Source organism: Pseudoflavitalea rhizosphaerae (assembly GCF_003991355.1).
GTDB classification, from domain to species: domain Bacteria; phylum Bacteroidota; class Bacteroidia; order Chitinophagales; family Chitinophagaceae; genus Pseudobacter; species Pseudobacter rhizosphaerae.
Window position 1 is genome coordinate 120927 of record NZ_RCSU01000014.1, and the last position, 25590, is coordinate 146516.

Annotated in this window: 22 protein-coding genes; 4 read left to right on the plus strand and 18 right to left on the minus strand. The window is 47.9% G+C overall.

All coding sequences use genetic code 11. The features are described from left to right. Positions 1-81 precede the first annotated feature (81 nt). Complete coding sequence (locus tag D9Y29_RS21575) at positions 82-1761, plus strand: glutamine--tRNA ligase/YqeY domain fusion protein (RefSeq protein ID WP_127132196.1); 1680 nt, start codon at positions 82-84, stop codon at positions 1759-1761. A gap of 73 nt (positions 1762-1834) precedes the next feature. Here the strand turns inward: D9Y29_RS21575 and D9Y29_RS21580 are convergent, their stop codons facing one another. From D9Y29_RS21580 to D9Y29_RS21605, 6 genes are all read right to left on the minus strand, one after another. Then, positions 1835-2500, minus strand: coding sequence for a hypothetical protein (locus tag D9Y29_RS21580; RefSeq protein WP_127132198.1), 666 nt, complete (start codon positions 2498-2500; stop codon positions 1835-1837). 38 nt (positions 2501-2538) lie between these two features. Then, positions 2539-3276: a glycine-rich domain-containing protein gene (locus tag D9Y29_RS21585; protein ID WP_127132200.1), complete on the minus strand. Its 738-nt coding sequence runs from the start codon at positions 3274-3276 to the stop codon at positions 2539-2541. A gap of 57 nt (positions 3277-3333) precedes the next feature. Then, a complete protein-coding gene (locus D9Y29_RS21590; RefSeq protein WP_127132202.1) occupies positions 3334-4650 on the minus strand; it encodes an amidohydrolase in 1317 nt (438 codons plus the stop codon). 43 nt (positions 4651-4693) lie between these two features. Further along, positions 4694-5248 (minus strand): GNAT family N-acetyltransferase, encoded by a 555-nt coding sequence (locus D9Y29_RS21595; protein ID WP_127132204.1) that lies wholly within the window; start codon positions 5246-5248, stop codon positions 4694-4696. 156 nt (positions 5249-5404) lie between these two features. After that, complete coding sequence (locus tag D9Y29_RS21600) at positions 5405-6961, minus strand: acyl-CoA mutase large subunit family protein (protein ID WP_127132206.1); 1557 nt, start codon at positions 6959-6961, stop codon at positions 5405-5407. Between the two features lie 22 nt (positions 6962-6983). After that, positions 6984-7529 (minus strand): DUF7935 family protein, encoded by a 546-nt coding sequence (locus D9Y29_RS21605; RefSeq protein ID WP_127132208.1) that lies wholly within the window; start codon positions 7527-7529, stop codon positions 6984-6986. 62 nt (positions 7530-7591) lie between these two features. Here D9Y29_RS21605 and D9Y29_RS21610 point away from each other — a divergent pair, with 62 nt between their 5' ends. Then, positions 7592-7936, plus strand: a complete 345-nt coding sequence (locus tag D9Y29_RS21610) for a HesB/IscA family protein (RefSeq protein WP_127132210.1) — start codon at positions 7592-7594, stop codon at positions 7934-7936. Between the two features lie 36 nt (positions 7937-7972). Here D9Y29_RS21610 and D9Y29_RS21615 read toward each other — a convergent pair whose 3' ends face one another. The 5 genes from D9Y29_RS21615 to secDF all read right to left on the minus strand — a co-directional run bounded on the left by D9Y29_RS21615 (position 7973) and on the right by secDF (position 15498). Further along, entirely contained in the window at positions 7973-8683 is a 711-nt protein-coding gene (locus tag D9Y29_RS21615) for a DNA alkylation repair protein (protein ID WP_127132212.1), read from the minus strand. A gap of 164 nt (positions 8684-8847) precedes the next feature. Then, the gene (locus D9Y29_RS21620; RefSeq protein ID WP_127132214.1) at positions 8848-9546 is read right to left on the minus strand and encodes a response regulator transcription factor; all 699 of its coding nucleotides are present in this window, start codon (positions 9544-9546) and stop codon (positions 8848-8850) included. 11 nt (positions 9547-9557) lie between these two features. Next, positions 9558-10862: a sensor histidine kinase gene (locus D9Y29_RS21625; protein ID WP_164735510.1), complete on the minus strand. Its 1305-nt coding sequence runs from the start codon at positions 10860-10862 to the stop codon at positions 9558-9560. An 86-nt stretch (positions 10863-10948) separates the two neighbouring features. After that, positions 10949-11557, minus strand: a complete 609-nt coding sequence (locus D9Y29_RS21630) for a DUF1003 domain-containing protein (protein ID WP_127132218.1) — start codon at positions 11555-11557, stop codon at positions 10949-10951. Between the two features lie 875 nt (positions 11558-12432). Continuing rightward, on the minus strand, positions 12433-15498 hold the full coding sequence (gene secDF / locus D9Y29_RS21635) for a protein translocase subunit SecDF (RefSeq protein WP_127132219.1): 3066 nt from the start codon (positions 15496-15498) through the stop codon (positions 12433-12435). A 189-nt stretch (positions 15499-15687) separates the two neighbouring features. Between secDF and D9Y29_RS21640 the strand changes: the two genes are divergently transcribed. Then, the gene (locus D9Y29_RS21640) at positions 15688-17022 is read left to right on the plus strand and encodes a serine hydrolase (protein ID WP_206513841.1); all 1335 of its coding nucleotides are present in this window, start codon (positions 15688-15690) and stop codon (positions 17020-17022) included. A 73-nt stretch (positions 17023-17095) separates the two neighbouring features. After that, positions 17096-18286, plus strand: coding sequence for a pyridoxal phosphate-dependent aminotransferase (locus D9Y29_RS21645; RefSeq protein WP_127132221.1), 1191 nt, complete (start codon positions 17096-17098; stop codon positions 18284-18286). An 85-nt stretch (positions 18287-18371) separates the two neighbouring features. On the opposite strand, the gene D9Y29_RS21650 is transcribed toward D9Y29_RS21645, so the two are convergent. The 7 genes from D9Y29_RS21650 to D9Y29_RS21680 form a co-directional block, all read right to left on the minus strand. Next, the gene (locus tag D9Y29_RS21650) at positions 18372-19349 is read right to left on the minus strand and encodes a ParA family protein (RefSeq protein WP_127132223.1); all 978 of its coding nucleotides are present in this window, start codon (positions 19347-19349) and stop codon (positions 18372-18374) included. Further along, on the minus strand, positions 19349-20545 hold the full coding sequence (locus tag D9Y29_RS21655) for an ATP-binding protein (RefSeq protein WP_127132225.1): 1197 nt from the start codon (positions 20543-20545) through the stop codon (positions 19349-19351). Before D9Y29_RS21655 ends, D9Y29_RS21650 begins: the two co-directional genes overlap by 1 nt. A gap of 63 nt (positions 20546-20608) precedes the next feature. Beyond that, on the minus strand, positions 20609-22357 hold the full coding sequence (locus D9Y29_RS21660; RefSeq protein ID WP_127132227.1) for a M14 family metallopeptidase: 1749 nt from the start codon (positions 22355-22357) through the stop codon (positions 20609-20611). Between the two features lie 23 nt (positions 22358-22380). Next, a complete protein-coding gene (locus D9Y29_RS21665; protein WP_127132229.1) occupies positions 22381-24021 on the minus strand; it encodes a M14 family metallopeptidase in 1641 nt (546 codons plus the stop codon). A gap of 68 nt (positions 24022-24089) precedes the next feature. Next, the gene (gene coaE, locus D9Y29_RS21670; RefSeq protein ID WP_127132231.1) at positions 24090-24686 is read right to left on the minus strand and encodes a dephospho-CoA kinase; all 597 of its coding nucleotides are present in this window, start codon (positions 24684-24686) and stop codon (positions 24090-24092) included. A gap of 83 nt (positions 24687-24769) precedes the next feature. Further along, the gene (gene yajC, locus D9Y29_RS21675) at positions 24770-25102 is read right to left on the minus strand and encodes a preprotein translocase subunit YajC (protein WP_127132233.1); all 333 of its coding nucleotides are present in this window, start codon (positions 25100-25102) and stop codon (positions 24770-24772) included. A 39-nt stretch (positions 25103-25141) separates the two neighbouring features. Further along, the gene (locus tag D9Y29_RS21680) at positions 25142-25567 is read right to left on the minus strand and encodes a DUF1573 domain-containing protein (RefSeq protein WP_164735511.1); all 426 of its coding nucleotides are present in this window, start codon (positions 25565-25567) and stop codon (positions 25142-25144) included. Between the last annotated feature and the right edge of the window lie 23 nt (positions 25568-25590).

Consider the following 25590-nt stretch of genomic DNA (forward strand, 5'->3'; position numbering starts at 1 on the left):
TTGAGGACCAGCCAGTTCCGTCTTTGGTCAGCCCGAAGGGAAATAGTAAATTCGCGGCATAGCACTTAAAGTAAAGGCACAATGACAGAACCATTAAAAGAAGCTGAAAAGAGCCGCAATTTCCTGGAAGAGATCGTTGAAGAGGACCTGAAATCAGGTAAATACACTTCCATCACCACCCGGTTCCCGCCGGAACCCAATGGCTACCTACACATCGGGCATGCCAAGAGCATCTGCCTGAATTTTGGTCTCGCCCTCAAATATGGCGGTAAGACCAATCTCCGTTTTGATGATACCAATCCTGTTACAGAGGATACAGAGTATGTAGACAGTATCAAGGAAGACGTGCAATGGCTGGGATTCCAATGGGCCAATGAACTCTACGCCTCCGATTATTTCGATAAATTTTATGAATTCGCCGTTCAGCTGATAAAAGCCGGCCTGGCATATGTAGACGATTCCACTGCGGAGGAGATCGCTGCACAGAAAGGAACGCCTACAGAGCCCGGTGTTCGCAATAAATTCTCGGAACGCAGTATCGAAGAGAACCTGCAAATGTTCGAAGAGATGAAAGCAGGGAAATACAAAGACGGCGAGAAAGTATTGCGCGCAAAGATCGATATGGGCTCTCCGAATATGCATTTCCGTGATCCGATCATGTACCGGATCAAACATGCGCATCACCACCGTACCGGCGACAAATGGTGCATCTACCCGATGTACGATTTTGCGCATGGCCAGAGTGATTCCATCGAGCAGATCACGCATTCGATCTGTACACTGGAATTCATTCCCCATCGTCCGCTGTACGACTGGTTCATCGAGAAACTTGGCATCTTCCCATCCCATCAGTATGAGTTCGCGCGCCTCAACCTCACGTATAACGTGATGAGCAAGCGCAAGCTCAAGCAACTGGTGGCCGAGAAATATGTAACGGGCTGGGACGATCCCCGCATGATCACTATCGCCGGCCTTCGCCGCAGGGGCTATACGCCGGAGTCCATCCGCGAGCTCTGCGAAAAGATCGGTGTGGTGAAACGTGATAGCCTGATCGAAATGAGCCTGCTGGAGTTCTGTATCCGTGAGCATCTCAACAAGATCGCGCTGCGTCGAATGGTGGTGTTCGATCCGTTGAAAGTAGTGATCACCAACTATCCGGAAGGACAATCAGAAATGGTGCATAGCGAAGACAACCCGGAAGATCCAAACGCCGGCAGTCGTGAAATTCCATTCAGCAGGGAATTATATATCGAGAAAGAAGATTTCATGGAAGTTGCTCCCAAGAAATTCTTCCGCCTTGCGCCGGGGCAAATGGTCCGTCTGAAAAGTGCCTACATCATCAAATGTGATGAAGTGATCAAAGACGATGCAGGCAATATCACCGAGCTACGCTGCTCTTATATTCCCGAAAGCAAGAGCGGTTCCGATACTTCCGGCATCAACGTGAAAGGAACCCTGCACTGGGTAAGCGTTCCCACTGCCATCAACTGCGAGCTCAGGTTGTACGACCGCCTCTTCAAGGTGGAAGACATGCTGAATGACGACAGGCCTTATACGGAATGCATCAATCCTGAATCACTGGTCACTATCACCAGTGCTTATGCGGAGCCAGCGCTGAAGAAGGCTAAATTCGATGACCGCTATCAGTTCCTGAGAAAAGGATATTTCTGCCTGGATAATGACACCAGCGAGGAGAAGATGATCTTCAACAGAACTGTAACCTTGAAAGACGGCTGGGCAAAGGAACAGAAGAAAGGATAATAATAGAATAGTGCAAAAATACAATGGCCGCTTCCGGAGGGAGCGGCTTTTTTGTTGGAAAAAAAGAGGTGGATCAATTCAAATATCCCCTGTATCCTTTTCCATCCACTACCTGATTGATCGGTTTATTCAATGCCGGGTTGGTAACAAAAAAGAGCAATGCGGATAATATACCTGCAATCACAGGAACGAAATGATTGAATGCAATGGTGAGCAGAAAACCAGTTATGAAAATGATCAGACAGTGTAACCTTGCATCGATGGCGAAGAAAATTCTTTTACCCAGGTGTATTCTCGTTGAATAGTCTTCTTCAAATTCATTTTCATACATGCCCCAGATCCATGCCGGTGGTCTATCGCCAAATGTTTCCTGATAAATTTTCCGGGATTGCAGATAATGATCGAAAAGCCAGTCGGGATCATCGTTTTCTCCTTTTTCACCTCTTGATCTTTTGATCCAGTGGCCCGGCATAATCCTGTAAAGATCGCGGAAGCTCATCGGATAATATTCCATGTGCAGGCTCCAAGCAAGGTCAACAATTTTGGGTGGTACAATCAGGAATGGTTTTGTAGCGCAGAGGAAAAGAAATTTCTTGTATTCCTCAACAATCTCCTGCATTTGCTCCTCTGTCCAGTTACCGTACCTGGCCAGCCGGTTGTAGTAAGTTTCAACTGAATTGGGTTCATTGAAGGGAAAATTATCGATCATTTGCCAGGCTGGGTATTCTTTGAATTGCATTAGGTTTGCTTTTGTTTTCAGGGTTTGTGTTTTTAGTTTCAATCTCCTCCGCATCCACTACCGCAGCCCGAGCAGCCACTGCTGCATCCTCCGCCTCCGCTGCATCCTGAATGTCCATCCGTTGAACATCCGCCACCACAGCCTGCAGAAGAACATCCTGAGCCATTGCTCCTTTTTGATGATGGACTTGCAATCACCACTGCGGTAAGAAAACCTATCAGCAGATACACGTAATTGCTCGAGACAATGCCCACAATCCCGGCAATTACAAGTATGCAGATCGATTGTATCCAGGACTTTTTGGGAATGACCCAGTTTTGTTGCCGGTTGATCCGGGTGAAGTGGATATCGCTGAATCTTTGTTGTGAAGAAGGCCAGATGTCTTCGGGAGGTTCTGTGAGGAAAGTGTTTCTGTAGAGGGAGAGTGTTCGTTCGTAGTAATCTTCGAATTTTTCCTGTTCCGTGGTTCCGCCTTCAGTGGGATTGTGGTGGAGTTTTTTGCCGAGCACATTTTCGCAGAGATCGTTCCAGTAGGATTTTGTGTAAGCTAAGTGAAGGTGCCAGGCCTGATCAACAGCGTCGGAGGGAGTGCAGGGATGATCTTGTGAAGCGCAGAGGAAAAGGAATTTTTTGTACTCTAATAATACCTGCGAAGCAAATTGAACCGACCAGCTGTTTTCCCGTGCCAGTCTTTGTTCAAATGATAATGACACATCGGGTGGATCAATTGAAAATATTTCCAATTTTCTCCAGATAGGGTTTTCATTGAATTGCATAAAGAACTCTTTTTCAAAAATAGAATGCCAATATGAACTGAATGTTAAGCCGACGATCTATTTCCCCTGTGCTTTCAGTTTTGCATAATCAAATACCAGCTGGCAAAAGGCTTTCACGCCTATATCCAACTGGCTGTCATCCACATAAAAATCAGGTGTATGGTGTCCCGGCGCTTTGGAATTATCTGTTCCTTTGGGCATGCCGCCAATGTAAAAAAAGAAGGAAGGTGCTTTCGTTCCGTAGTACGAAAAATCCTCTGCGCCGGTTACCCATGCACGTTCGGAGACATTCTCTTTTCCTGCAGCTGTTTCCAGCGATGGCGTCATCAGTTTCACCAAAGCAGGGTCATTGTAGGTGACCAGTGTTTTTGTATCGATATGCACATCCGCGGTGGCGCCGTAAGTGCTGGCGATGCCGGTAGCCATTTTTTTGATACGATCATGCGTTTCCTGTTGCATTTTGTTGTCGAGCGTTCTGATGGTTCCTTCCAGCATCGCTTCCTCGGGCATGATATTCGGACGAACGCCGCTGCTGAATTTACCGACAGTGATCACCACCGGCGCTTTGGGCAATTCTGACTGACGGCTTACGATGGTTTGCAAACCATTGATGATGGCAGTAGCTGCCACTATAGGATCTACGCCTTTCCAGGGCTGTGATCCATGAGCTTGTTTTCCTTTCACCTGGATGGTGAACCAATCGGATGAGGCCATAAAGGCCCCGGATTTGTACTGAATTTTTCCTACTTCAATTTCGGATTGAATATGCATTCCAAAGATGGCGTCCACTTTCGGATTGTCCATTACACCTTCTTTCACCATCAGCGCCGCGCCGCCTTCTTCATCACCGGGAGGACCTTCTTCGGCTGGTTGGAATATGAACTTTACGGTACCCGGCACATCTTTCTTTATGGAAGACAGTAGCTGTGCTGTACCAAGCAACATCGACACATGTGTATCATGTCCACAGGCATGCATCACGGGAACAGTTTGTCCCAAATAGTCTGCTGTAACTGTTGATTTGAAGGGAAGCTCCACTCTTTCTTTTACAGGAAGCGCATCCATGTCTGCACGCAAAGCCACAACAGGACCGGGTTTCCCGCCTTTAAGGATTGCCACTACGCCGGTTTTGGCGATGCCGGTTTGCACTTCTAATCCGAATGAGCGAAGGAGTTCGGCCACATAAGCGGCTGTGTTCACTTCACGGTTGCTCAGTTCAGGATGCTGATGGATATGTCTTCTCCATTCGATCAGTTTGGGCTTGAGGGATTCCGCTTTTGCGTGTATGCTGGCCGTTGCAGGTTGTGCTACAACGTTAGTAAGGCTGGTAAAGAATAATAGAAGGGTAGAGGCGGCTACCAAGATTTTCTGCATGAGCATTCCGGTTTTGGTATGCTGAAAATAATCAAAAAATGGATTAGCTCCAATCCCAGAGTACAACAGCCCATTCGTCCATTTCATCCTGGTGGATATGGATGGTTTTGAAACCTACGCGCTCATGCGCCCGCATGGAGCGGAGATTTCGGGTTGCGATCTCTGTAACGATGCAGTCGAAATCCTTGCTGTAACTGGACTTATGCTGTTTATAAAGTGCATCGAAAACACCCTGTCCGCGCCAGGCTTCCGCAACACATATCTGTCCCATTACATAAAATTTATATTCACCGAGCGTGCGGCCATTCCATGGAGTTTGATCGAAAGAGCTGAACATGGGTTCGAGATCGGGAACAATATAGCGGCATTCCCTGGGCATCGTGAGTGCGTAACCGGCAAGCTGATGACCGTCCACTGCAATGATGCTGGGAGCTATCTGGTGCATTTGTTTCAAAACCGGAAGGGAATGTTGGAGAGAAACAAAACCTTGCTGCTGCTGGGTTTCAGCGGAAATATTGGTGCGCAGGTTTGCAGCCTGCAATTGCAGGATCTGTTGCAATTGTTCTTCAGAACTGACGGTAGTGGTATGGTAAGCCATGCAGTAATTTACTGAAAATCCCGGAGAGCCGCCAGTCGCTCGCCTCCGGCGAGTGACTCGTATTTGTTCGCCTCCGGCGAACACCGTGTCGCCGGAGGCGACGGAATATAAGTCACTCGCCGGAGGCGAGCGACTGGCGGCTGGCTGAATAAATTCTTATCCCCTGTATTCTCCAAACACTTCGCGCAGTGTATCTGCAATCTCTCCCAGCGTACAAAGGTTCTCCACCGCTTCCAGCACTGCCGGCATGATGTTCTCGCCACTGTTGGCGCGATCACTCAGCAATTGCAGCATCTGGTCAACGCGGGCGGGATCGCGCCGGTTGCGGAGGGATGCCAGTTTTTCGGATTGCAGCTGACGGATGGAATCGTCTATTTTGAAAAGAGGGATGGAATCGGTTTCGTTCACCTGGAATTTATTCACGCCAACGATGATCTTTTCGCCGGTTTCGATCTCACGCTGGTAATTGTAAGCGCTTCGCGCGATCTCGTCCTGAATGAATCCCTGCTCGATGGCAGACACGCTGCCGCCCATGGCATCGATGCTATGGATCAGTTTCCAGGCTTCTGTTTCCACTTCATTGGTGAGGGCTTCCACATAGTATGAGCCGGCCAGTGGATCTACGGTATCAGCCAGGCCGCTTTCATAAGCCACGATCTGCTGGGTGCGAAGGGCGATGCGTGCCGCCTCTTCTGTTGGCAGGCTCAGGGCTTCGTCATAACCATTGGTATGCAAAGATTGCGTGCCGCCCAGTACGGCCGACATGGTCTGCACCGTAACGCGGGCGATATTGTTGAGCGGCTGTTGCGCCGTTAGGGTGCTGCCGCCGGTTTGTGTATGGAAGCGAAGCATCTGGGCTTTCGGATCGGTTGCGCCGAGCTCCTTCATCATCTGGGCCCACATGCGACGCGCAGCGCGGAACTTGGCCACTTCTTCAAAGAGATTGTTATGCGCATTGAAGAAGAATGAAAGCCTTTTTCCAAAAACATTAATGTCAAGCCCTTTTTCCAGGGCCGCTTTCACATAAGCACGACCGTTACTCAACGTAAAAGCGATCTCCTGCACAGCAGTACTTCCCGCCTCACGGATATGGTAACCCGAAATGGAAATGGTATTCCATTTAGGAACTTCCATGCTGCACCACTCGAAAATATCGGTGATGATGCGCATGCTCGGTTTGGGCGGATAGATATAGGTGCCGCGCGCTGCGTATTCCTTAAGGATATCGTTTTGAATAGTGCCTGAGATCTTTTTAAGATCGGCGCCCTGTTGTTTGGCGAGTGCGGTGTAGAAAGCCAGTAGGATAAATCCGGTAGCGTTGATGGTCATGGAGGTTGACACATCTTCCAGTTTGATGCCTTTGAAGAGGGTTTGCATATCCTCAAGGCTGTCGATGGCAACACCCACTTTTCCTACTTCGCCTTCTGCGAGGGGATGGTCGCTGTCGTACCCGATCTGCGTTGGCAGGTCAAAGGCAACACTGAGGCCCATCACACCCTGTGAAAGGAGGTAGTGATATCGTTTGTTGCTTTCTTCCGCGGTGCTGAATCCGGCGTACTGGCGCATGGTCCAGAGTTTGCCGCGATACATGTCCGGCTGAACACCCCTTGTGAATGGGAATTCGCCTGGTTGTTCGCCCATCGGCACGGGATCGGTATACAACCGTTTTATTTCAATTCCACTATCGGTAAATACTTTCTTTTCTTCTGACATAGCAAGCAATATTTAGCACTCTTTATTTCATCAGTTTCTTCGCTTCAAAGCTCAGCACATCGGACACAACGGTATGTAGTGTGGCTTTGGGGTTCTGCAACAGCATTTCCAGGAGGGCATGGTTGAGGTCCTGTCCGGAAGCTTCAGCAGGGAGGAAGCTGGCCACCTGGTTGATGATAAGAATATTCTGGTCTTTGAGATTACGTACAGCGTCCCATGATTCTGCTGAAACATAGATCTGCTGTGTAACATTATGTTCAAATTCCTGTTTGATATTCATGGTGAGCAGGGATTGCATTTCCCTTGCGCTGAGGCCGGGCTGGTTCACACGGTTGATCAGGTTGGGGAGGGCAATGCGGTCTGTGAGCAGGATCAGTCGCTCATAGGCTCCCAACTGAAGGCCCTGGATATTGGCAGCCTGTTTGTCGTTTTCCGCGGTGCCGGCTTTTTTCTTCTCGATCAGGGTTTTCACTTCCTTTCTTTGTTTCCAGAACATATATGCCAGGGTTCCGCCCAGGGTAAGGGCAATACCAAGTGAAAGCAATAATTCCGTGGTCGTTAAAGTCATTAAGGGTCGTTTTTAGGTGGGACAAATGTAATAAAATAACGGGTAGTCGTATTTTTGTATTTATGGAAACGAAAAATGTATCTCCCCTGTTGTTTACGCCCGGCGCCATTGCAGAAATTCAAAGACTGATGGCTGATCCGGGATTTGATCCCAGCCTGATGCTCCGGGTGGGAGTGAAGGGGGGCGGCTGCTCGGGATTCAGTTATCTGCTGGGATTCGATCAGAAAATGGATAGCGATGCGGTGTATGAATACGAAGGGCTGAGTTTTATCATGAACCCTTCGCATGGGCTTTACCTCACAGGTATGCAGATCGATTATGAGAATGGATTGAATGCAAGAGGGTTTACGTTTGAGAATCCGAATGCGAGCAAGACCTGTGGATGTGGGACCTCATTTGCTGTATAGGGTTCTCCGGGAGGCGAGCGATTGGCTGGCCACAGCTTAGCACTTTATCGTTTTCTTCTTTTTGCCGATGGTTCCCCTGTCTTTTACTTTCAGAATATAATCAGGAGAAAAAGGCACCTTGCAGGCAGTTCCATTCATGTCTACACTTACCACACCGATCTTTCTGCCCAGCTGGATGGCTTCTGCCGTCAATGCGGGAACAAAACTGCCTGCTGCAATGACAAAGCCATTCATGGTATAACGTACACGATTAGGTGCTTTTTGGATTTCTTCTTTTACCTGTTCCATTAGACGGCGGATGGCTGCAATATCAAGTTCAGCATCGGGTTTTAATGACAGCACACCTGCGAGGGTGTTCCAGCCTGCGGCTGCGGTGAGTTCTTTTGGGGAGGCGATCCATTTCAGGCCCAGGTCCCATGCTTTCGGGTGTTCTGCTGTTACCCAGGGAACGATGTACTCGCTGAGGGCGGGGGAGTTGGCATTGTCCATCCATTTTTGTAATTCCTTTTCGCTCATTTTGGCGCCATTGGCCATGAGGCCTGCGAGGTACATGGCGTCTGCATTGCCGGTATCGTAGAGTTCCATGGCGATGGCCTGCGTATCTCCCTTTATTTCTTTTTGCAGTTTTTTGATGTCTTCCACTTTCACACCAAACAATGGTTCTTTGGCGCCATGCTTCAGGAGGATCTTTTTGATCTGCGGCGTTCCAAGCTCTTCGAGGCGGGAGAGGATCTGTTGAATGGTCATGGCTGCTGAGTTTAATCCGGGAGCAGTCGCTCGCGTCCCCGCGAGTGACTAATATTCCGTCGCCTCCGGCGACACACTGCTCGCCGGAGGCGAGCAAATATCCGTCACTCGCGGGGACGCGAGCGACTGCTCCCCGATGAATAGTAATTTACTAAATTTTCTTTTCAGTTTACGCTGGCATTGAAGCGGAAACCCACGCCGTGGATGGTTTCCAGTACCACCGCAGGGTCCCCTTTGAAGTATTTGCGGAGCTTGGTCATGAATACATCCATACTGCGGCCCAGGAAGTAGTCGTCTTTTCCCCAAACATTGAGCAGCACTTCTTCGCGTTTGAGAATGCGGTTCGCATGCTCGCACAGGAATTTGAGCAGGTCAGCTTCTTTTTGAGTGAGTGTATAGGTTTCGCTATTTGCATAAAGCTTGAGGTCTGTATAAGAAAAGCGCAACTCACCGATGGCGAATTCCTGCACCTGGTCTGCATGCAGTTTGCGTGTACGGCGGATGAAGACGTCCATACGCAGCAGCAGTTCCTGCATGCTGAAAGGCTTAACGATATAATCATCAGCGCCGGTAAGGAAACCCTTGATGCGGTCCTCTTCCATTGATTTGGCGGTAATGAAGAGGATAGGAACTACATCGCTTTGCTGGCGGATCTTTTTGGCAACGGTGAAGCCATCCTTGAAAGGCATCATCACATCGAGTAGACAAATATCTGTTTGTGTTTTATCGAAATTATCGATGGCTGCCTGTCCATCTGCATAGAGGTCCACTTCATAACCTGCTTCTGTGAGATTGTCTTTTATCACATAACCAAGTGAGAGATCATCTTCGGCCAGCAGTACTTTTATTTTTTTGGATACCATAGGTCAGTTGTTTAATTGCCGGGCAATAGCATTTTGAATTCAGTTCCGATCCCTGGGATACTGTTGATGGTGATGGCGCCATGATGAGCGTCGATGATGCGTTTAACGAAGCTCAGCCCTAATCCGAAGCCTTTTACATTGTGGACATCGCCGGTAGGAACGCGATAAAATTTCTCGAACAATCTTTTGTGGTATTTCTTGTCGATCCCTATTCCGTTGTCTTTTATCGAAATAAATATATGATCATTTTCCTTTCCGGCGCTTACAATTATTTTGGGTTCTGGTGCATATTTCAGGGCATTCTCAAGAAGGTTCACGATGGCCAGTTCCAGGTGTGCACGGTCTGCCTGCAATTCCAGATTTTCTGTTTCTGGTAACTGTAAATCAATAATGGCTTTCTTCTCCAGTGCCAGTGGCCGGATCTTTGCAATGGCTTCATCCAGCAGATCATTTACGGAAACGGTTTTTTTCTGGATCGGTAATTCCTTTCTTTCCGTGGTAGCGGCCTGCAGCAGGCGTTCCACCTGTTTTTGCAGGTGCATTGTCTGGTTCTGGATAATCGAGGCATACTGATGCAGTCTATCAGGTTGCTGGATGATCTTTTCCTGCAGCAGTACATCGGAGGATATCTTCATTACGGCCAGCGGCGTTTTGAACTCATGGGTGAAATTGTTCACGAAGTCTTTTTGTATCTCGGCCAGGAATTTCTGGCGGTAGAAATAAAAAAGACTGACGGCCAGGCCGGTCAATACAATAAAGAGTACAGCGCTGCTGATGAACCAGAAGTTCATTTGGCTCAGCACGTATTTGTTGCGGTGAGGGAAATAGATGAGCACATAATCATGCTGTCTTTCGTAAACAGGAAAAGGGAACACCAGGGGATCGTAGCGGGCTGCAGCTGCGGTTATGTATTCTCGTGAGATGTATTTTTGTTTTCCTGCATCATAGAAACCGATATGTGCATCGGTGAGCACGTCGAAATCGTTGAGTTCATCTTTTAGATACCAGATGAGGGAGTCCTTGTTATATTGAGAGCCTGTTCTGAACAGAAAATAATCGGGCGATGGATGTTCGATATAGTCCTGCAGGTGATACACTGGTGAGTCAACCAGTTTTACATCTTCATACACTCCCCGGATACTCTTCACCACGTTCATGTTGAATGTCTTTTGTTCCAGTGAGTATATTTTGTTGAGCCAGTACAGCTGTACCCCAACAATTGCGATGATGAGCAGGGTTGCTGTGAGCACAATCCATTTGAGGGTTTTGGAACGCATACCGTCTATATAAGTACCAATGGCAAATTTGCTTCTCATTATGGACAATAATTTTTTTTGCTGGTCAAACAACATCTGCTTAACACAAGTTAACTGCCGGTTAAAACGGCAGGTTTTATTTACGGCTATGCCGTGCCGTCTTCCTTTGTGGGCGGCGTTTTTCTTTTGACCTCAGTTCCCGTATTCTTCTTGTATTCTTCCCTGATCAGCGATTGCAGCAGCCTGATCTGATCTGCCTGCGCTTCCATCAGTTTTTTGAACTGTTCTTCCAGGAGCAGGTCCATTTTCTGATGCAGGGTCCTGATCTCGATCTCCGCTTTCAGGTTCACGATATAATCATTTTCATTCCGCTTGCGGTCTTTTTCCTCCTGCCTGTTCTGGCTCATCATGATCACTGGCGCCTGTATGGCAGCCAGGCAACTCAGCACCAGGTTCAGCAGGATGAAAGGATAGGGATCGAATCTTTTTTCCTGCGGCAGTTGCAAATTGAAAATGATCCAGAAAATGAGGATGCCCATAAATAGGAGAATGAATTTCCAGCTGCCTCCAAACCTGGCCACCTTATCTGCGATCCGCTGGCCGGAGCTAAGCTTCTCCGCTGTTGGCTCTTCAATCTTCTGTAAGATCAGTTTTTCCTGCTCCACTGCCTGGCAAACGATCTCATGCAGCTTCCTGAGATGATCATTCTCGGTATTCAGCAGGTTATTAATATATTTTGCTTTTTCGGGATTCATAACAAATCATTTTATATGAAGTTACTGTTTCGGATGCACACCTGAGCAGCTGCTTAGCCAACCGTTAACACTCGTTAAACCGCGGTTAAGCGGGCTCCAAAAAAGCAAATGGAAAATAAATATGGATAGCTTTATGCCGTAATCAATCTATTTCGGGGGAACAATAATAAATTAAGCAATAGCATAAATTAGGTTTGTATTAGGGGTTTTTATGAACGTCGTACAGGGATAAGTACGGCGTTTTTTTATTTTGTTCGTGTGGAGATAGGTTGGGTGTTGATGAAGGGTGGGCCGGGCGCAAAGGATATGCAGGAGCGGTTGGGAAACAAACCGGCGCGGGAGGATTTTGGTTGAGCTTTGGGTTGGTGGGATTGGGCGGTGGTGCTGAGCCGGGCCTTTTCGCTTATGTTTCCTAGACCGCCACTGCATATCACTTTGCGCCCCACCTCTCCGGACGTGTAACACCAATTGGATCCCTGCTTCCTTCACTCACTCAATAAAAAAGGAAAGGGGGGATGGGGAAAGAGTGCATCACTCAAAGTAAACGTTGCATTGGGTGCTTGAGTAAGTTAGTGGTTGATAGATTGATGCGGCCATAAATATTTCAAAAAAATTGCCGGGCTAACAATGATGCCTATGCGGAAGGGGCCGGGAGCGCGGGGATGGGGAAAAGGGCCTATGAAACATAAGCGAAAAAGCTCAATAGAAATACTACAGTCCAATCCCACCAAACCATAGCTCAAATAACTACCCAAAGCGTTGGCTTGTTTCATCAGCCCGACTTCACCATCTCCCGATCCCGGCTTCCCCAAAATCCGGCATGCATAAAAAAAGCCCCGGCCAAACCGGGGCTCCAATATAATCTTCAAGAGATGTTATGCTTTCTTAGCAACAGGCGCTTTCGGTTTTACCGGAGCTGACGCTGTATTTGCTTTCGGAACTTCACCAAGTGGTTTGTCTTTTCCAAAGTCAACCAGGATCGGAGCTGATACAAAGATAGAAGAGTACACACCAGTCAATACACCAATCAGCATCGCAAATGCGAAGCCTTTTGTTACCTCGCCACCTACCAGGAAGAGGATCAGGATGGTCAGGAACACCGTGAAGGATGTCATGATGGTACGGCTCAGTGTATCGTTGATCGCTTTGTTGATGATGGTAGTCTTGTCTGCTCCAACCATTTCGCGGCTGTATTCGCGGATACGGTCGAACACGATCACCTTATCGTTCATCGAGAAGCCGATCACCGTCAGGATCGCAGCAATGAAGTGCTGGTCAACTTCCAGTGAGAATGGCATTACGTCTTTCAGGAAGGAGAATACTGCCAGGGTAACCAGTACGTCGTGCAGCAGACCTACGATGGTACCGAGTGAATACCTCCAGTCGCGGAAACGTAGAAGGATATACGCTGCGATGATGAACAGGCTCCAGAAAGTTGCCCATTGAGCGCCTTTTTTCAGGTCATCGGAGATAGTAGCATCTACACGTTTGAAGCCCTGTACGTATTTGGTTGCAAAATCTTCATGTGTGGCGCCTTCTTTCAGGAAGGGCTTCAGGCCTTCATAAAGTTTGTTCTGAACGGCTGAGTCGCCAACAGTTCCAGCCTGTTCGATCATGTAATCTGTAGTGATGTCGAGCTGGTTGGTGGCCCCGTAGGTTTTCACCACAGGGGTTGCCTGGAAGGCATGCTCGAGAGCAACACGTACTTTCTCGGGGCTTGTGGGCTTATCGAATTTCACCACGTAGCTGCGGCCACCGGAGAATTCAACACCATATTTGAAGCCGTTGATCAGTGCGCCGATACCCAATGCAAGGATCACAAAGGATACAACATAGGTTTTCTTACGCAGTTCGATGAACTTGTATGCGGCATGCTTGAACACTTTACGGCTCAGCGGAGTGAAGTAGTTGAAGTGACGGTTCTTTCTTGTCCAGAAATCGCTGATCAGTCTTGATACCAGGATACCGCAGAAGAGCGACAGGATGATACCGATGATCTGAGTGGTAGCGAAGCCGAGTACAGGACCAAGACCGAAATAGAACAGGATGATAGCGGTGAGGAGGTTGGTGATGTGGGCGTCGAATACAGGCGCCATGGAGCGCTTGTAGCCGTCGATCACAGCCTGCTGGTAACTCTTGCCTTTGGTGAGTTCTTCCTTGATACGTTCGAAGATCAGTACGTTGGTGTCTACCGCAATACCGATGGTGAGTACCAGACCTGCGATACCGGGAGCGGTGAGCGTAGCGCCCATGGCACTGAGCACACCCACGGTGAAGAGCAGGTTGAGGATGAGGGCAATGTTTGCCACCCAGCCACCGGTGTTATAGTAAACGATCATCAGGATGAAGATCACTGCGAAAGCGATAGCGAAAGAAAGCATACCACCTTTAACAGCAGCCTGACCGAGTGTAGGACCTACTACTTGTTCCTGAACGATCTTGGCAGGCGCTTCCAGTTTACCTGATTTCAGGATGCTGGCGATGTCCTGCGCTTCTTCGATCACGAGCTGACGGTTTTGTGTACCGCGGCCCATGGTGATGCGGGAGCTGCCGCCATCGATCTTTTGTTGAACATTCGGTGCCGTATAAACGATATCGTCCAGTACGATGGCAATCGACTTACCGATATTCTTTTCAGTCATACGTGCCCAGGTGCTGGCGCCTGCAGGGGTCATGTTCATAGTAACCAGAACCTCGTTGGTAACGGGGTCGAACTCCTGTTTGGCATCTTCGATGGCTTCGCCTTCCAGTTCTGCGCCTTCTTTACCCGGAACGGTTTTGATAGCGTAGAGATTGAGGGCAGGGATCAGGGTGCCATTGGCATTCCTTTCCTGTTTGCCCCAGAGGAATTTGATATTGCCTGGGAAGTTATTACGGACTGCAGGGATAGCGAGGTAGCTGTTTACGGCGCCTGTATCCTGCAGACGGGATGTTCCGATGAAGTTGGAATATACAACGCGGCCAGAAGTTGGATCCTGCTGTGGTTGTGCAGGGAACAGTTTCTGGAAGAGAGGATTCATTTTGGACGAGTCCACTTTTGCAGAGCTGCTGGTATCAGGAATGATATTGCCGAGTGAGTCCACTTTGTTGCCACCTGCGAGATAGCCTTCGAGTGTTTTGTCGGCAGCCTGCAGTGAGCCCGCGATTTGCTCCAGTGTGTATACTTCCCAGAATTGCAGGTTGGCAGTTGATTGCAGGTATTTCCTTACGCGCTCGGGATCGCTGGCGCCGGCCAGTTCCACAGTGATGATGCCTTTGGTTTCATCCAGTGAAATGGTAGGTTGGGCAACACCGAATTTATCGATACGCTTTCTCAGTACCTCGTAGGTTTGAGTCATCGCGTTGTTCGCCTGCTCATTGATAAAGGTGGTAACCTGGTTATCGGATGCAGTGTTGGCGAGTTTGTTATTGGGATTGGCGAAATGAGGAGCCATGCGGGCGCCGGCATTCACTTCTTTAAAAGCAGTAGCAAAGAGAGCGATATAGTTTTGATCGCTGTTCAGCTTTAACTGGTTAGCCCTTTCGATAGCTTTAACGATCTGTGGGTCCTTGGGATTATTGGCCAGGCCTTTGATCAGTCCGTCCAGTGCGATATCGAGTGTTACGTTGATACCACCCTGAAGGTCGAGACCGAGTCTCAGCTCGCTTTCTTTAGCTTTCTGGTAAGTCTGTCCCCACCATGTGATCCTGGTGTCGGCAGTGCTGTCAAGCAGTTCCTGCTTGCGTTTTCTCAGCAGTTGGTCCAGTGTGTCCTGATAAAGGGCAGCAGCTTCTTTGTCGCCCGGGAACTTACTTGCGGCTGTAGGGTAGGCTCTTTTGATCTGCTGCAAGGCTTTCTCACCCATGGCCTTTTCGTGCTTGTTCACGAACCAGGTAAAAGAAAGCTGGTACAGCGAGATGCCTATTAAAAGGGCTGTAAAAATGCTAACCAGTGCTCTCATTTCAGTGTTGTTTATTTTTTTAGGAGTTGGCAAAGATAGGGTTTTCAGGCAGAATCGGAAATACGAAAATCAGGCTGCCAGAGGGGTATCTAACTCCTGTCCGGACTGGGATTCCGGGCATTTCTGAACCAATTTCAATATGACCTGCAACTGTTATCAAACTTTGCGTGGATTTTGTAATTTTCGGGAATGAAAATACGTGTTCTGGCGCTGATTTGCTTATCCTCTTATCTTTTTTTGTCATGCAAACATCAGAAAGAGATAAAGAACCTGTCCGAAAAACGCATTGAAGAAGCCGCTGTAACCCAGCCCCCGCCTGTATTACCGGCCGAAATACCAACCGGGAAGACAGACTCCCTGCTTGTATCTATTTTACAGCAATACCCGCAGTATTTCGATTCCATCCTGCGTAAACCTGATGATTACCGGCTGCAGATCATCTACACGCAGATCGATCGCGGCCCCAACAACATGCCTGTTTTCACTCCTTATTATTACCAGGTGGATCCCAACCGGTACTTTTACCCGGCCAGCACCGTCAAAATGCCAACGGCATTACTGGCCCTGCAAAAGCTCCGCGAAATGAAACTGCCGGGCGTGAACAAGTTCACCACGATGGTTACCGACAGCGCCTACAGCCGGCAAACGCCAGTATTCAATGATCCCACCACGCCGGACGGCAAGCCCAATGTCGCCCAATACATCCGGAAAATTTTTATGGTAAGCGATAATGATGCGTATAATCGTCTGTATGAATTCCTTGGGCAGGAATACCTCAATGAACAACTTCGAAAGAAAGGATATTCATCCGCCGAAATCATTCATCACCTGGAAGTGGTGATGACGCAGGACGAGAACCGTCATACCAATCCGGTTACTTTTCTCGGTCCCGCCGGCGACACGCTCTTTCATCAACCCATGCAGGTGAGCGCGCTCGCGCCGGTGGCGCGTCATGATCTTCTCGGCACAGGCTTCGAACGCAATGGCCAACTGGTGAACCAACCCTTCGATTTTTCAAGAAAGAACCGCATCAGTCTTGAAGACCTGACCGGTATTCTCAAGGCTATTCTCTTCCCGCAGGCAGTAAGTGAGCAGCAACGTTTCAATATCGATGCGGATGATTACCGTTTCGTATGGAAATACATGAGCCAGTACCCGCAGGAAAGCGTGTACCCGCCTTATGATACCAGCTTCCAGGACGCTTATGCCAAATACCTTTATTACGGAGCGGAGAAAGGCGGCCTGCCCAAACAGTTCCGCATCTTCAACAAGATCGGCGACGCTTATGGTTTCCTGGTGGACGCTGCCTACTTCGCAGACTTCGGCAGAAAGATCGAATTCATGCTCTCCGCCACCATCCTCGCCAATAAAGATGGCGTGTTCAACGACAGCAAATATGATTATGAGACCATCGGTTTTCCATTCATGAAGAACCTCGGACGCGTGATTTATGAATATGAATTAAAAAGGACCCGGAAAAACGCCCCCGATTTGAATGAGTTCAAATTGTTGTATGATAAGTAAGAAATCCCAAAGACCGAATGGCCGTTATGCCTTACTTTTGCGTCTCACGTAAAGCAAGCAACAGACAAACATTATGCAACTATCATCCCGATTGAACCTTTTCAACGAGCCAGAGACGTTGAAAATGGCAAAGCTCGGCCGCGAACTGCGCGCCAAAGGCTTCGATGTAATTGACCTGAGTTTGGGCGAACCCGATTTCGATACCCCTGAACACATCAAAGAGGCAGCGAAGAAAGCTATTGACGACAACTACAGCCACTACACGCCTGTAGCCGGTTACCCCGATCTGCGTGAAGCGGTTTGTTTCAAGCTGAAGCGCGATAATAACCTGGACTACAAACCAGAGAACATCATCGTTTCTACCGGCGCCAAGCAAAGCCTCGCCAACGTGGTACTTGCCACTGTGAGCAAAGGTGATGAAGTAGTGATCCCAACTCCATACTGGGTTACCTACTCTGAGATCGTGAAGCTGGGCGAAGGTGTTTGCAAACTCGTTTCCACTTCCGTTGAAAATAAATACAAGATCACGCCTGCTCAACTCGAAGCGGCGATCACCGATAAAACAAGACTGTTCATCTTTTCTTCTCCCTGTAACCCCAGCGGTTCAGTGTACAGCAAAGCCGAACTGGAAGGACTGGCAGAAGTGTTCCGCAAACACCCCAATGTATTCATCCTCTCCGATGAGATCTATGAGTATATCAACTTCGTGGGAAAGCATGAGAGCATTGCTCAGTTCGAAGACCTGAAAGACCGCGTGATCGTGCTCAATGGTCTGAGTAAAGGTTTCGCCATGACTGGTTACCGTCTTGGTTATATAGCCGCGCATCCTGATGTGGTGAAAGCCTGCGAAAAACTCCAGGGGCAATTCACCAGCGGTACTAACAGTATCACGCAGCGTGCTGCTATCGTGGCGCTCACTTCCGATCTGCGTCCTACGCAGGTGATGGTGGAAGAGTTCGCAAGAAGGAAGAAGCGTGTACTGGAGATCATTAACGCTATTCCCGGACTGGAACTGGCCGAACCCGATGGGGCTTTCTATGTTTTCCCGATCGTGAGCAGCTATTTCGGTAAATCCGATGGTAATGAAACCATCAAGGATGCCGATGATCTGTGCATGTATATTCTCAACAATGCGCATGTGTCTACCGTAACAGGCCGTGCATTTGGAGAGCCAACCTGCATCCGCATCTCTTTTGCGAACAGCATGGAGAAGATCGAAGAAGGATGGAAGAGGATCAGCGCAGCGCTGGCAAAATTGAAGTAGTAAGAGAATACTTATAAATGATAAACTCCGGCAATGCGTAAGCGCTGCCGGAGTTTTTTATGATGAAGTTGGAAAGCCCTTATTACTATGGACACTTTTGCAAAATACTCTTTGTCAATTGGAGAAATTCGAAATAGCTTTTCTGAACTGCATACATATGTGCACCAATTGCTCCATCTGCTGGCTTTAGAAGAAAAATCGGTTTTCTAGCTTCCATTGACATAGGAGCTAAGCTTCGATAATGCTTTAAAAAGCCAATACAATTAGTATCATCTTCTATTGGAACGGGTTCCTCATCTGCAGGCTGATTCAATACGAATTCAGAAAAAGCTGAAGGTATCTTATTGGCCCACCGTAAATATGATTTAACAGGTCTGCTTTCGCTGGAAGAATACTGCATAACTATATAGCCACTTGGAATAGTGTTATTTGCAGGAAGTTGAATGCGTAAACTATCGGGTTTTAATTTCTTTCTTTGAAGCCATTGATTTTTCCATTTATTTAGAGTCGTGCCAAGGTTTTTTATCCCTTGCAGTGAAAAGAGATCGGGGGAAACAGGCATAATAATATAATCAGAGCTGATTGTTACTGCTCTATTGATGGCTCCGAGATTAGGTCCCACGTCCACAAGAACAATTTCAGCTTTGAATCTTGTTGCAGCTTCTGCAATGATATTGCCGAAAAGGCTTGTGATTTTGAAACCATAATTGTCTTCGTCCAGGCATTTAAGCCAGGCATCACTTAATTTGTCTTCAAAAGTTGATAAAGCAAGATTACCGGGAATTAATCCCAGATAATCGTTTATTACTTCAATATAGGCTGGAACTGCTTGATCTCCATTTACTATAGGAATAATGGAATCGAGAATTGAGGTTGGTAATTCCGATTCATACATCTCTTCCAGCCTGTCTTCAGTAATGAACATTGAAGTGAGGTTGGATTGTGGGTCAAGGTCTATTGTAATGGTTCTGATACCCATTTCAGACAGCATCCATGCTACGTGATAGACGGTAGTGGTTTTTCCTACTCCTCCCTTGTTATTGAAAAAAGTAATAATTCTCATTACCAATTCTGATTTATGGGAATCGTAACCTTGAATTTAGTAGTCAATTTTAAATCAAAGTCTGGTTCTCCATTTCCATTTTTTTGTAATTCGTTTATGGCTCTTTTTACGCCATAATTAAATCTATTTACATATCCTAATCGTTTCATAGACTCTGCAATAACTACATTTCTATAATCACTAGCGTTGGGGAAATTGGCAATAGTCACATCGCCATATAACCCTCCGGGATTTGTTATTTCTATTCGATCATCAAATTCGTAAATTAAGATAGGAGAGTTTGATTCATAGTTTCTATGCATTACGGCATTCATTATTAGCTCCCTTAAGGCCCAATAAGGGTAATTTTGAATATTTAACTCTTGAAAACTACCTGTCCTTTCAGGTCTTCCTTTAATGACATTATTCTTAATGAAATCGTCTAAAACAGGTAGCTCTGATATGAGAGCCCCGGAAAACTCTTTGTTAAAAACGACATCATCGGTAAGATTTACTCCGTTGAATTTTACATATTGAATATATGCACCCGGGATCTGAAAAAGGGGATTAATGCCAAACATAAGGACCCCTCCATTTGTAGGGCAATTTTCTTTTAGATCATAAAAGCGAAGCGCCGCCATTTGCTCCTCCACGGTTCTACCGTTCTCTGCAAGGGTTTCCTGGTCAATTGCCAGTGGTAAATATATCAACTTGAAATGTTCAATACTGATATCTGTAATGTTTGAACCTAAAGCCGGCACTAAATCATAAGTCTTAGCATAGCTGGCTCGTCTTTCAATCAGGATCCTTTCCTCTTCTACACTAGCTTTTGCTTTTCTGGGGCCTACCCTGATCCAGCAACGTCCATCATATCTTACAGGCGGAAACCTGGAAGGATTCACTTGTACTACTACAACTTGCCCTCCATCAATATTATGAATGGGGCTTACTGAAATAGATGGCTGTGGTAATACATTTCCATTTGCCTTGACGTTTCCGATCTTTTGTAATTCATCATCCCCGATTTTAATATTGGCAATAGTTCCATCATCATTTACGCCAAGTAGTATATATCCCGGTTTTTTGTGATTCGGAAAGTCATTCGAAAAGGCACAAACTGCCGGCCCTAGCTTATCTTCTCTGAAAGAAATTGTTCTTTCAATTCTATCAGATTCTAAATCCTTCATTAAAGCCTGTACATCTTCGATAGAATTCATATTCAGATTGCAATTTGAAGTAGGATGAATTTATTATATCTCCAAATATAGACTTTTCCATAATTATCCCTTGCTTTTCCGGCTGGCAATACCGCCTTTCTTGCTATCAACCACAATCGTATAACCGCTATTTCCCTGCACGATCCACCTCACAGTTACCGTACTGGTTCCGGGAATATTCGACACTTCGATCACTGCGGGATCATTCTTCTGTTCTTTGGTAATGTTCAGATCCCGGTTCTCCACCAGCATACCGGCCAGCACTTTGGCGCCGCTGATGCTGATCTTATCGGGTTGTTCGATCTTGTATTTGAGGTCCTGGCTGGCATGGGTAGGGATCACGCGCTGGTTGCTGATGATAGCCGTTACTTCTTTCAATCCATCGCCTAAATCCTTTTCCATAATTGAATCGATACTGAGTTTCGGTGTCTGGTAGCAATGGAATACACTGAAGCTCATGTTTCGATGCGCATCCGCTTCCAGCAGGAAGCCCGGATGCATACGACCGAAATTCTTCTTGAAGCCTCCGATCTCTATCTTGCCATATTGCGGATGTTCATAGGGTTTCCATTCTACGAATGCATCTTTGAACAGCAGGTAACGGTCGAATGTATACGAAGGATCGGCGGCTGGTGGTTCATCATCGTTGCCTTTGTTGAACATCAGGTAGCCTGTCCAGAGTTCGTTGGAGAAAGTATAGATGCCGCGGCCACCATAGAACCAGTCGAGTTCCCCGCCGTACACGGAATACATATCTTTATATACCACCAGGTAGCGATACCCGGGCATCAGGCTTTCGCCTTTTTTAGCGAGGTAGTCGTAAATGGCGATATCAGCCTGGTTGTAAGTGCCGATATCTTCGGCAGCGCCTGGGCCGCGAAGGATCATACCGCCTGCATTGTGGTACGACTGTGCCGCTGCGATATTCGGGTGCTTCATCACAAACTCCATCACGGCGCGGTTCTCGGGCAATGAGAAAGGATATTTGTAGGCCCCTCCCTGGATGGTATTGGGCTGCCAGTTCCAGCCCCAGTCGCGGTTCGGATCATATTGATGCGTGGGCGCATCTTCGTTCACCAGTCCATCGCCATCATTATCGATACCTTCTGCGCCGAGCACATCGTATTCGCCTTTTTCTTCAGGTCCAGCCTGTACCATTTTTCGGGGATCTGAAGGATCCTGCTTCCAGCGGCCATTGGGATTGCGTCTGCGCATCATCGTTATGCTGCCGTCGCCATCGAGATCATCATAAGGGTCTTCATCCACTGTGCCGTCACGGTCATTGTCGATAGGGATCAATCCGGAGCGAGGCGAGTGTGCTGTATTGGGTTCATGGAAGAAATAATCCCTGGCATCGGGGTTGATAGTAGGAACGATGTAGAATGTTTTGTCTTCCAGCAATTCCCTGATGAAAGCATTGTCGGTAAAGGATTCCAGCAGGTACCATGCAGTGTACATGGCAAACTCGCTTCCCTGTACTTCGTTGGAATGGATATTTCCATCGATGTACATGGCAGGCTTACGGTGAGGGTCACCCTTTTTCAGATCGGAGATGGTGAGGCACCAGAGTTCTTTTCCCTTGAAGGATTTGCCGATCGATTCCAGCTTGCAGAGACCGGGATGCGCTGCCGCCAGTTTTTTGCAGATCTCTGTGATGGCTGCATAATCATTGTAGCGGTTCCAACTGATCGGCACTTTGGGATTCACCGGTGTGCCAACAGCTTTGAACACCTGGTTGGGTTGCTGCGCCTGTGTGCATACAACAAGGCTGAATACAACAGGCAGCAGGAATGTTTTTATGTTGAACGACATAAGTCTGAGTTTGTGGGTGAACATTACAGGTTTAAGTAAATACTGGCATTGCCGGTGGTAGGACAAACTGCTTCGATAGATAGTTTACCCGTTCCCTTGATCAGCCAGCTGAGTTGCTGGCTGCTATTGGCGTCCAGCGAGCCGAGCAATTGGTTCTTACGTCCACTAATCACCTGCTGGTTACCGGTAGTACCCACCTTGACCGATATGCGCTTTGTGAAATAATTTCGCTCACCAATCTTGGTATGTGAGGCCAGCAAGCCCTTGTTGGTGATGTCTACAGTAACACGGGTGAGTCCAGCCGACACTTTTTCTGTTTTGATGTTCAGTATTTCCAGCGATGGCTGGTAGCCTGCCAGCTGCACCAGGAAGTTCGTATGTTGCTGAACGATAGCAGGCACCATTTTGTATGGAGGATTGATGAGCACAAATGGGGCCACACCGCCCACTTCCACTTTCTGACCGGGAAAATCCGGGTGGGATACGGTTTTCCAATCTGTGAACGTATTGCTGATCCCTTGTTGCGAAGCCCAGCGAAGGTAGTTGGCGGTGGGATCGTCAGCAGTGAATGTTTTTTCTTTTTTGGCTGTGTCTGGTTTTGTTTTGGGTACGGCCCAGCCGGGTGTGCTGAAACTGTATCGTGCGTAGTGGTAATAGGCCCAGGAGAGCAGATCGCCGCCGGCGGCATTCGACTTTGGAGCGTCTTTGAATGTTACCGTTTTATTGTAGAGATCGGTTACCGTGGCATTGGCTTTCACATCGGCCTCCAGCCAGCCATTCACCAATTTCTGTGAAGCGGCGGCTGCATTGTAGGAGAGGGGTGTGCTCAGGTTGTTATTGCTGCTGAAGCTCACTACGGCATATACATTGAAGTGTTCATAGAGTTTGTCGAGCAAGGCTCTTGTTTCCGGTTCGGATACGGCAAATTCGCCGGAGCCTGGAATGAAGGGAGGATATTTATGTGTAAGGTTCTTGTTGAAATGTACACCGCCTTCTCCGTCTTCATTGAAGCGATCGTCTTTATCGTTGTCGATGCCTTCGGAATAGAGGAGATATTGTCCTTTTTCCCCTTTTGCAGGATCGGCTTTGATCAGTACGCGTGGATCATCCGGATGAAGTTTGTATTGACCGATGGGAGATTCCACGCGCATGAATGTGATCTTTCCATTATTATCGAGATCATCAAAACCATCTTCATTGAGTTTGCCATCGCGGTCGTCATCCGTTTTGCCGGCATTGCCCTGGCGTTCATATTTCAGACTGGCGAAATATTGTTCCGATGCGTCCGGGCTCATATTCGGGAATACGTAGAAGGTAGTGCGGCTGAGCAATTGGCGGATGGAATCGGATTGGCTTGCAGCCAGGACTTTCTCTGCAAATCCCAATGCCAGTTCTGCCCCTAGCAGGTGCTGGCCTTCCACGCCTCCCACCACAGCAATGGCAGGTTTGTCATCGGCTGGCTTTGTACCGATGGTGATCATCCAGATATCTTTTCCTCCTGCAGTTTTAGTGAGGGATTGCACGCTTACCAGTGAAGGATAGCCGGAGGCAAGTGCCTGGATGCGCCGGGATTGTTGCTGATGGTTACTGTAACCGGCCGGGGACTGCGCTGCCAGTAATGCGGGCAGGCTGCACAGCGCAAGGGCTGTCAGGGCTTTTCTCATGCAGAATTATTTGGAAATAAATATAGCGGTTAAAGCTCCAAAAGTCAAATGGAATTGATGGAAGGTAATCAGCGTTTCTGAGCCGAAAGAGCTAGCAGCTCTTTATGGAGGGCGAGTACCTGCGGGAGTACGGGTTGTTGCTCATCATTTACAATAACGAAGTTGCACAACCGCATTTTGATGTTTTCGTCAATTTGTTTGCTCATACGGGCGAGTACGGCTTCGCGGGTGATATTATCGCGCTGCATGGCGCGGTGGATGCGTAAGGCGACGGGCGCATATACTCCGATGATATAATCCAGAGAGGCGGCAGAGCCGGACTCGAAGAAGAGGGCGGCCTCCTTGATAGCGTAGGGAGTGGTTTGGGCCTGCATCCATTTTTCTCCGTCGCGGATAGTGGCAGGATGCACCAGCGCATTGAGCTGTTCCAGTTTTTCCTGGCGGTCGAATACGAGGGAGGAAAGAACTTTTCGGTTAAGCACGCCGTTAGAATAAGTCTCTGGTCCGAAAGTGTCGATGATAGACTGGCGGAGTTCCGGGTCTGTATTCATGATTCGTTTGGCGGCATCGTCTGCATAGTAAACAGGAATGCCGAGCACTTCAAAGATGCGGGCCACAGTACTTTTGCCTGAGCCGATACCACCGGTAATGCCAACGCTGATCATAAGCTGCTAAAATAACGCATTTAGAGATTGCATAAAAAAGCGCCTCAGTTGAGGCGCTCAATCAGGTAATCGCTTTTGCACAACTACTTAGCAGGAGCAGCTGCCTTATTGATATTATTAGTCCACTCCATGGAGATGGCGCTCTTTTCGATCTTGATATAGCTGCCGGGGCTGGTTTCCAGTTGGATGGTGCCGTCTTCGTTCATTTTGTTAACCACACCGTGGATACCTGCGATGGTAACGATCTTGTCACCTTTTTGCAGGTTCTCCTGGAATTGTTTGGCCAGCTTGGCTTTTTTGGCTTGCGGACGGATCATGAACAACCAGAATACGAGGATCATACCACCCAGTAATACCATGTTCATCCAGCCTGCGCCGCCGCCTTGTGCCTGTAAGAAAATCACTAACTGTGTCATTGTATTGAATTTGAGAATTTGTGTTTGTAATGAGGTTTGTTATTTTTTTGTGGGAACTACTTCAACGTTGAAAGATACTTCATGGGTCTGGGAACCGTTGGTGTTGGCATCCACGGAGATGCTCTTGTGGTTCACGCCGGCCCTGCCCTTGCTGTCGAATGTGGCTTTGATCTCGCCTTCTGCGCCGGGAGCGATGGGTTCTGCGGGAGGATTGGCTACCGTACATCCGCAACCGGGATGAACACCGCGGATCACCAGTGGTTTCTTGCCGGTGTTCTTGAATCGGAATACCACTTCCACCATTTGCCCTTCATTGATCTTGCCCAGGTCTACATTGGGGTTGATCCACTCAATATCTGTCAGTTCTTTCGAGTTGATCAGCTCCGGTTGTTTATAGGTCTGCTCGCTGTTGCCGCAGCCTGTTGCCAATGCTGCAGCTAAAATGAGTGAGAATGCTATTTTCATCAGGCCAGCCATTTTTACAAATC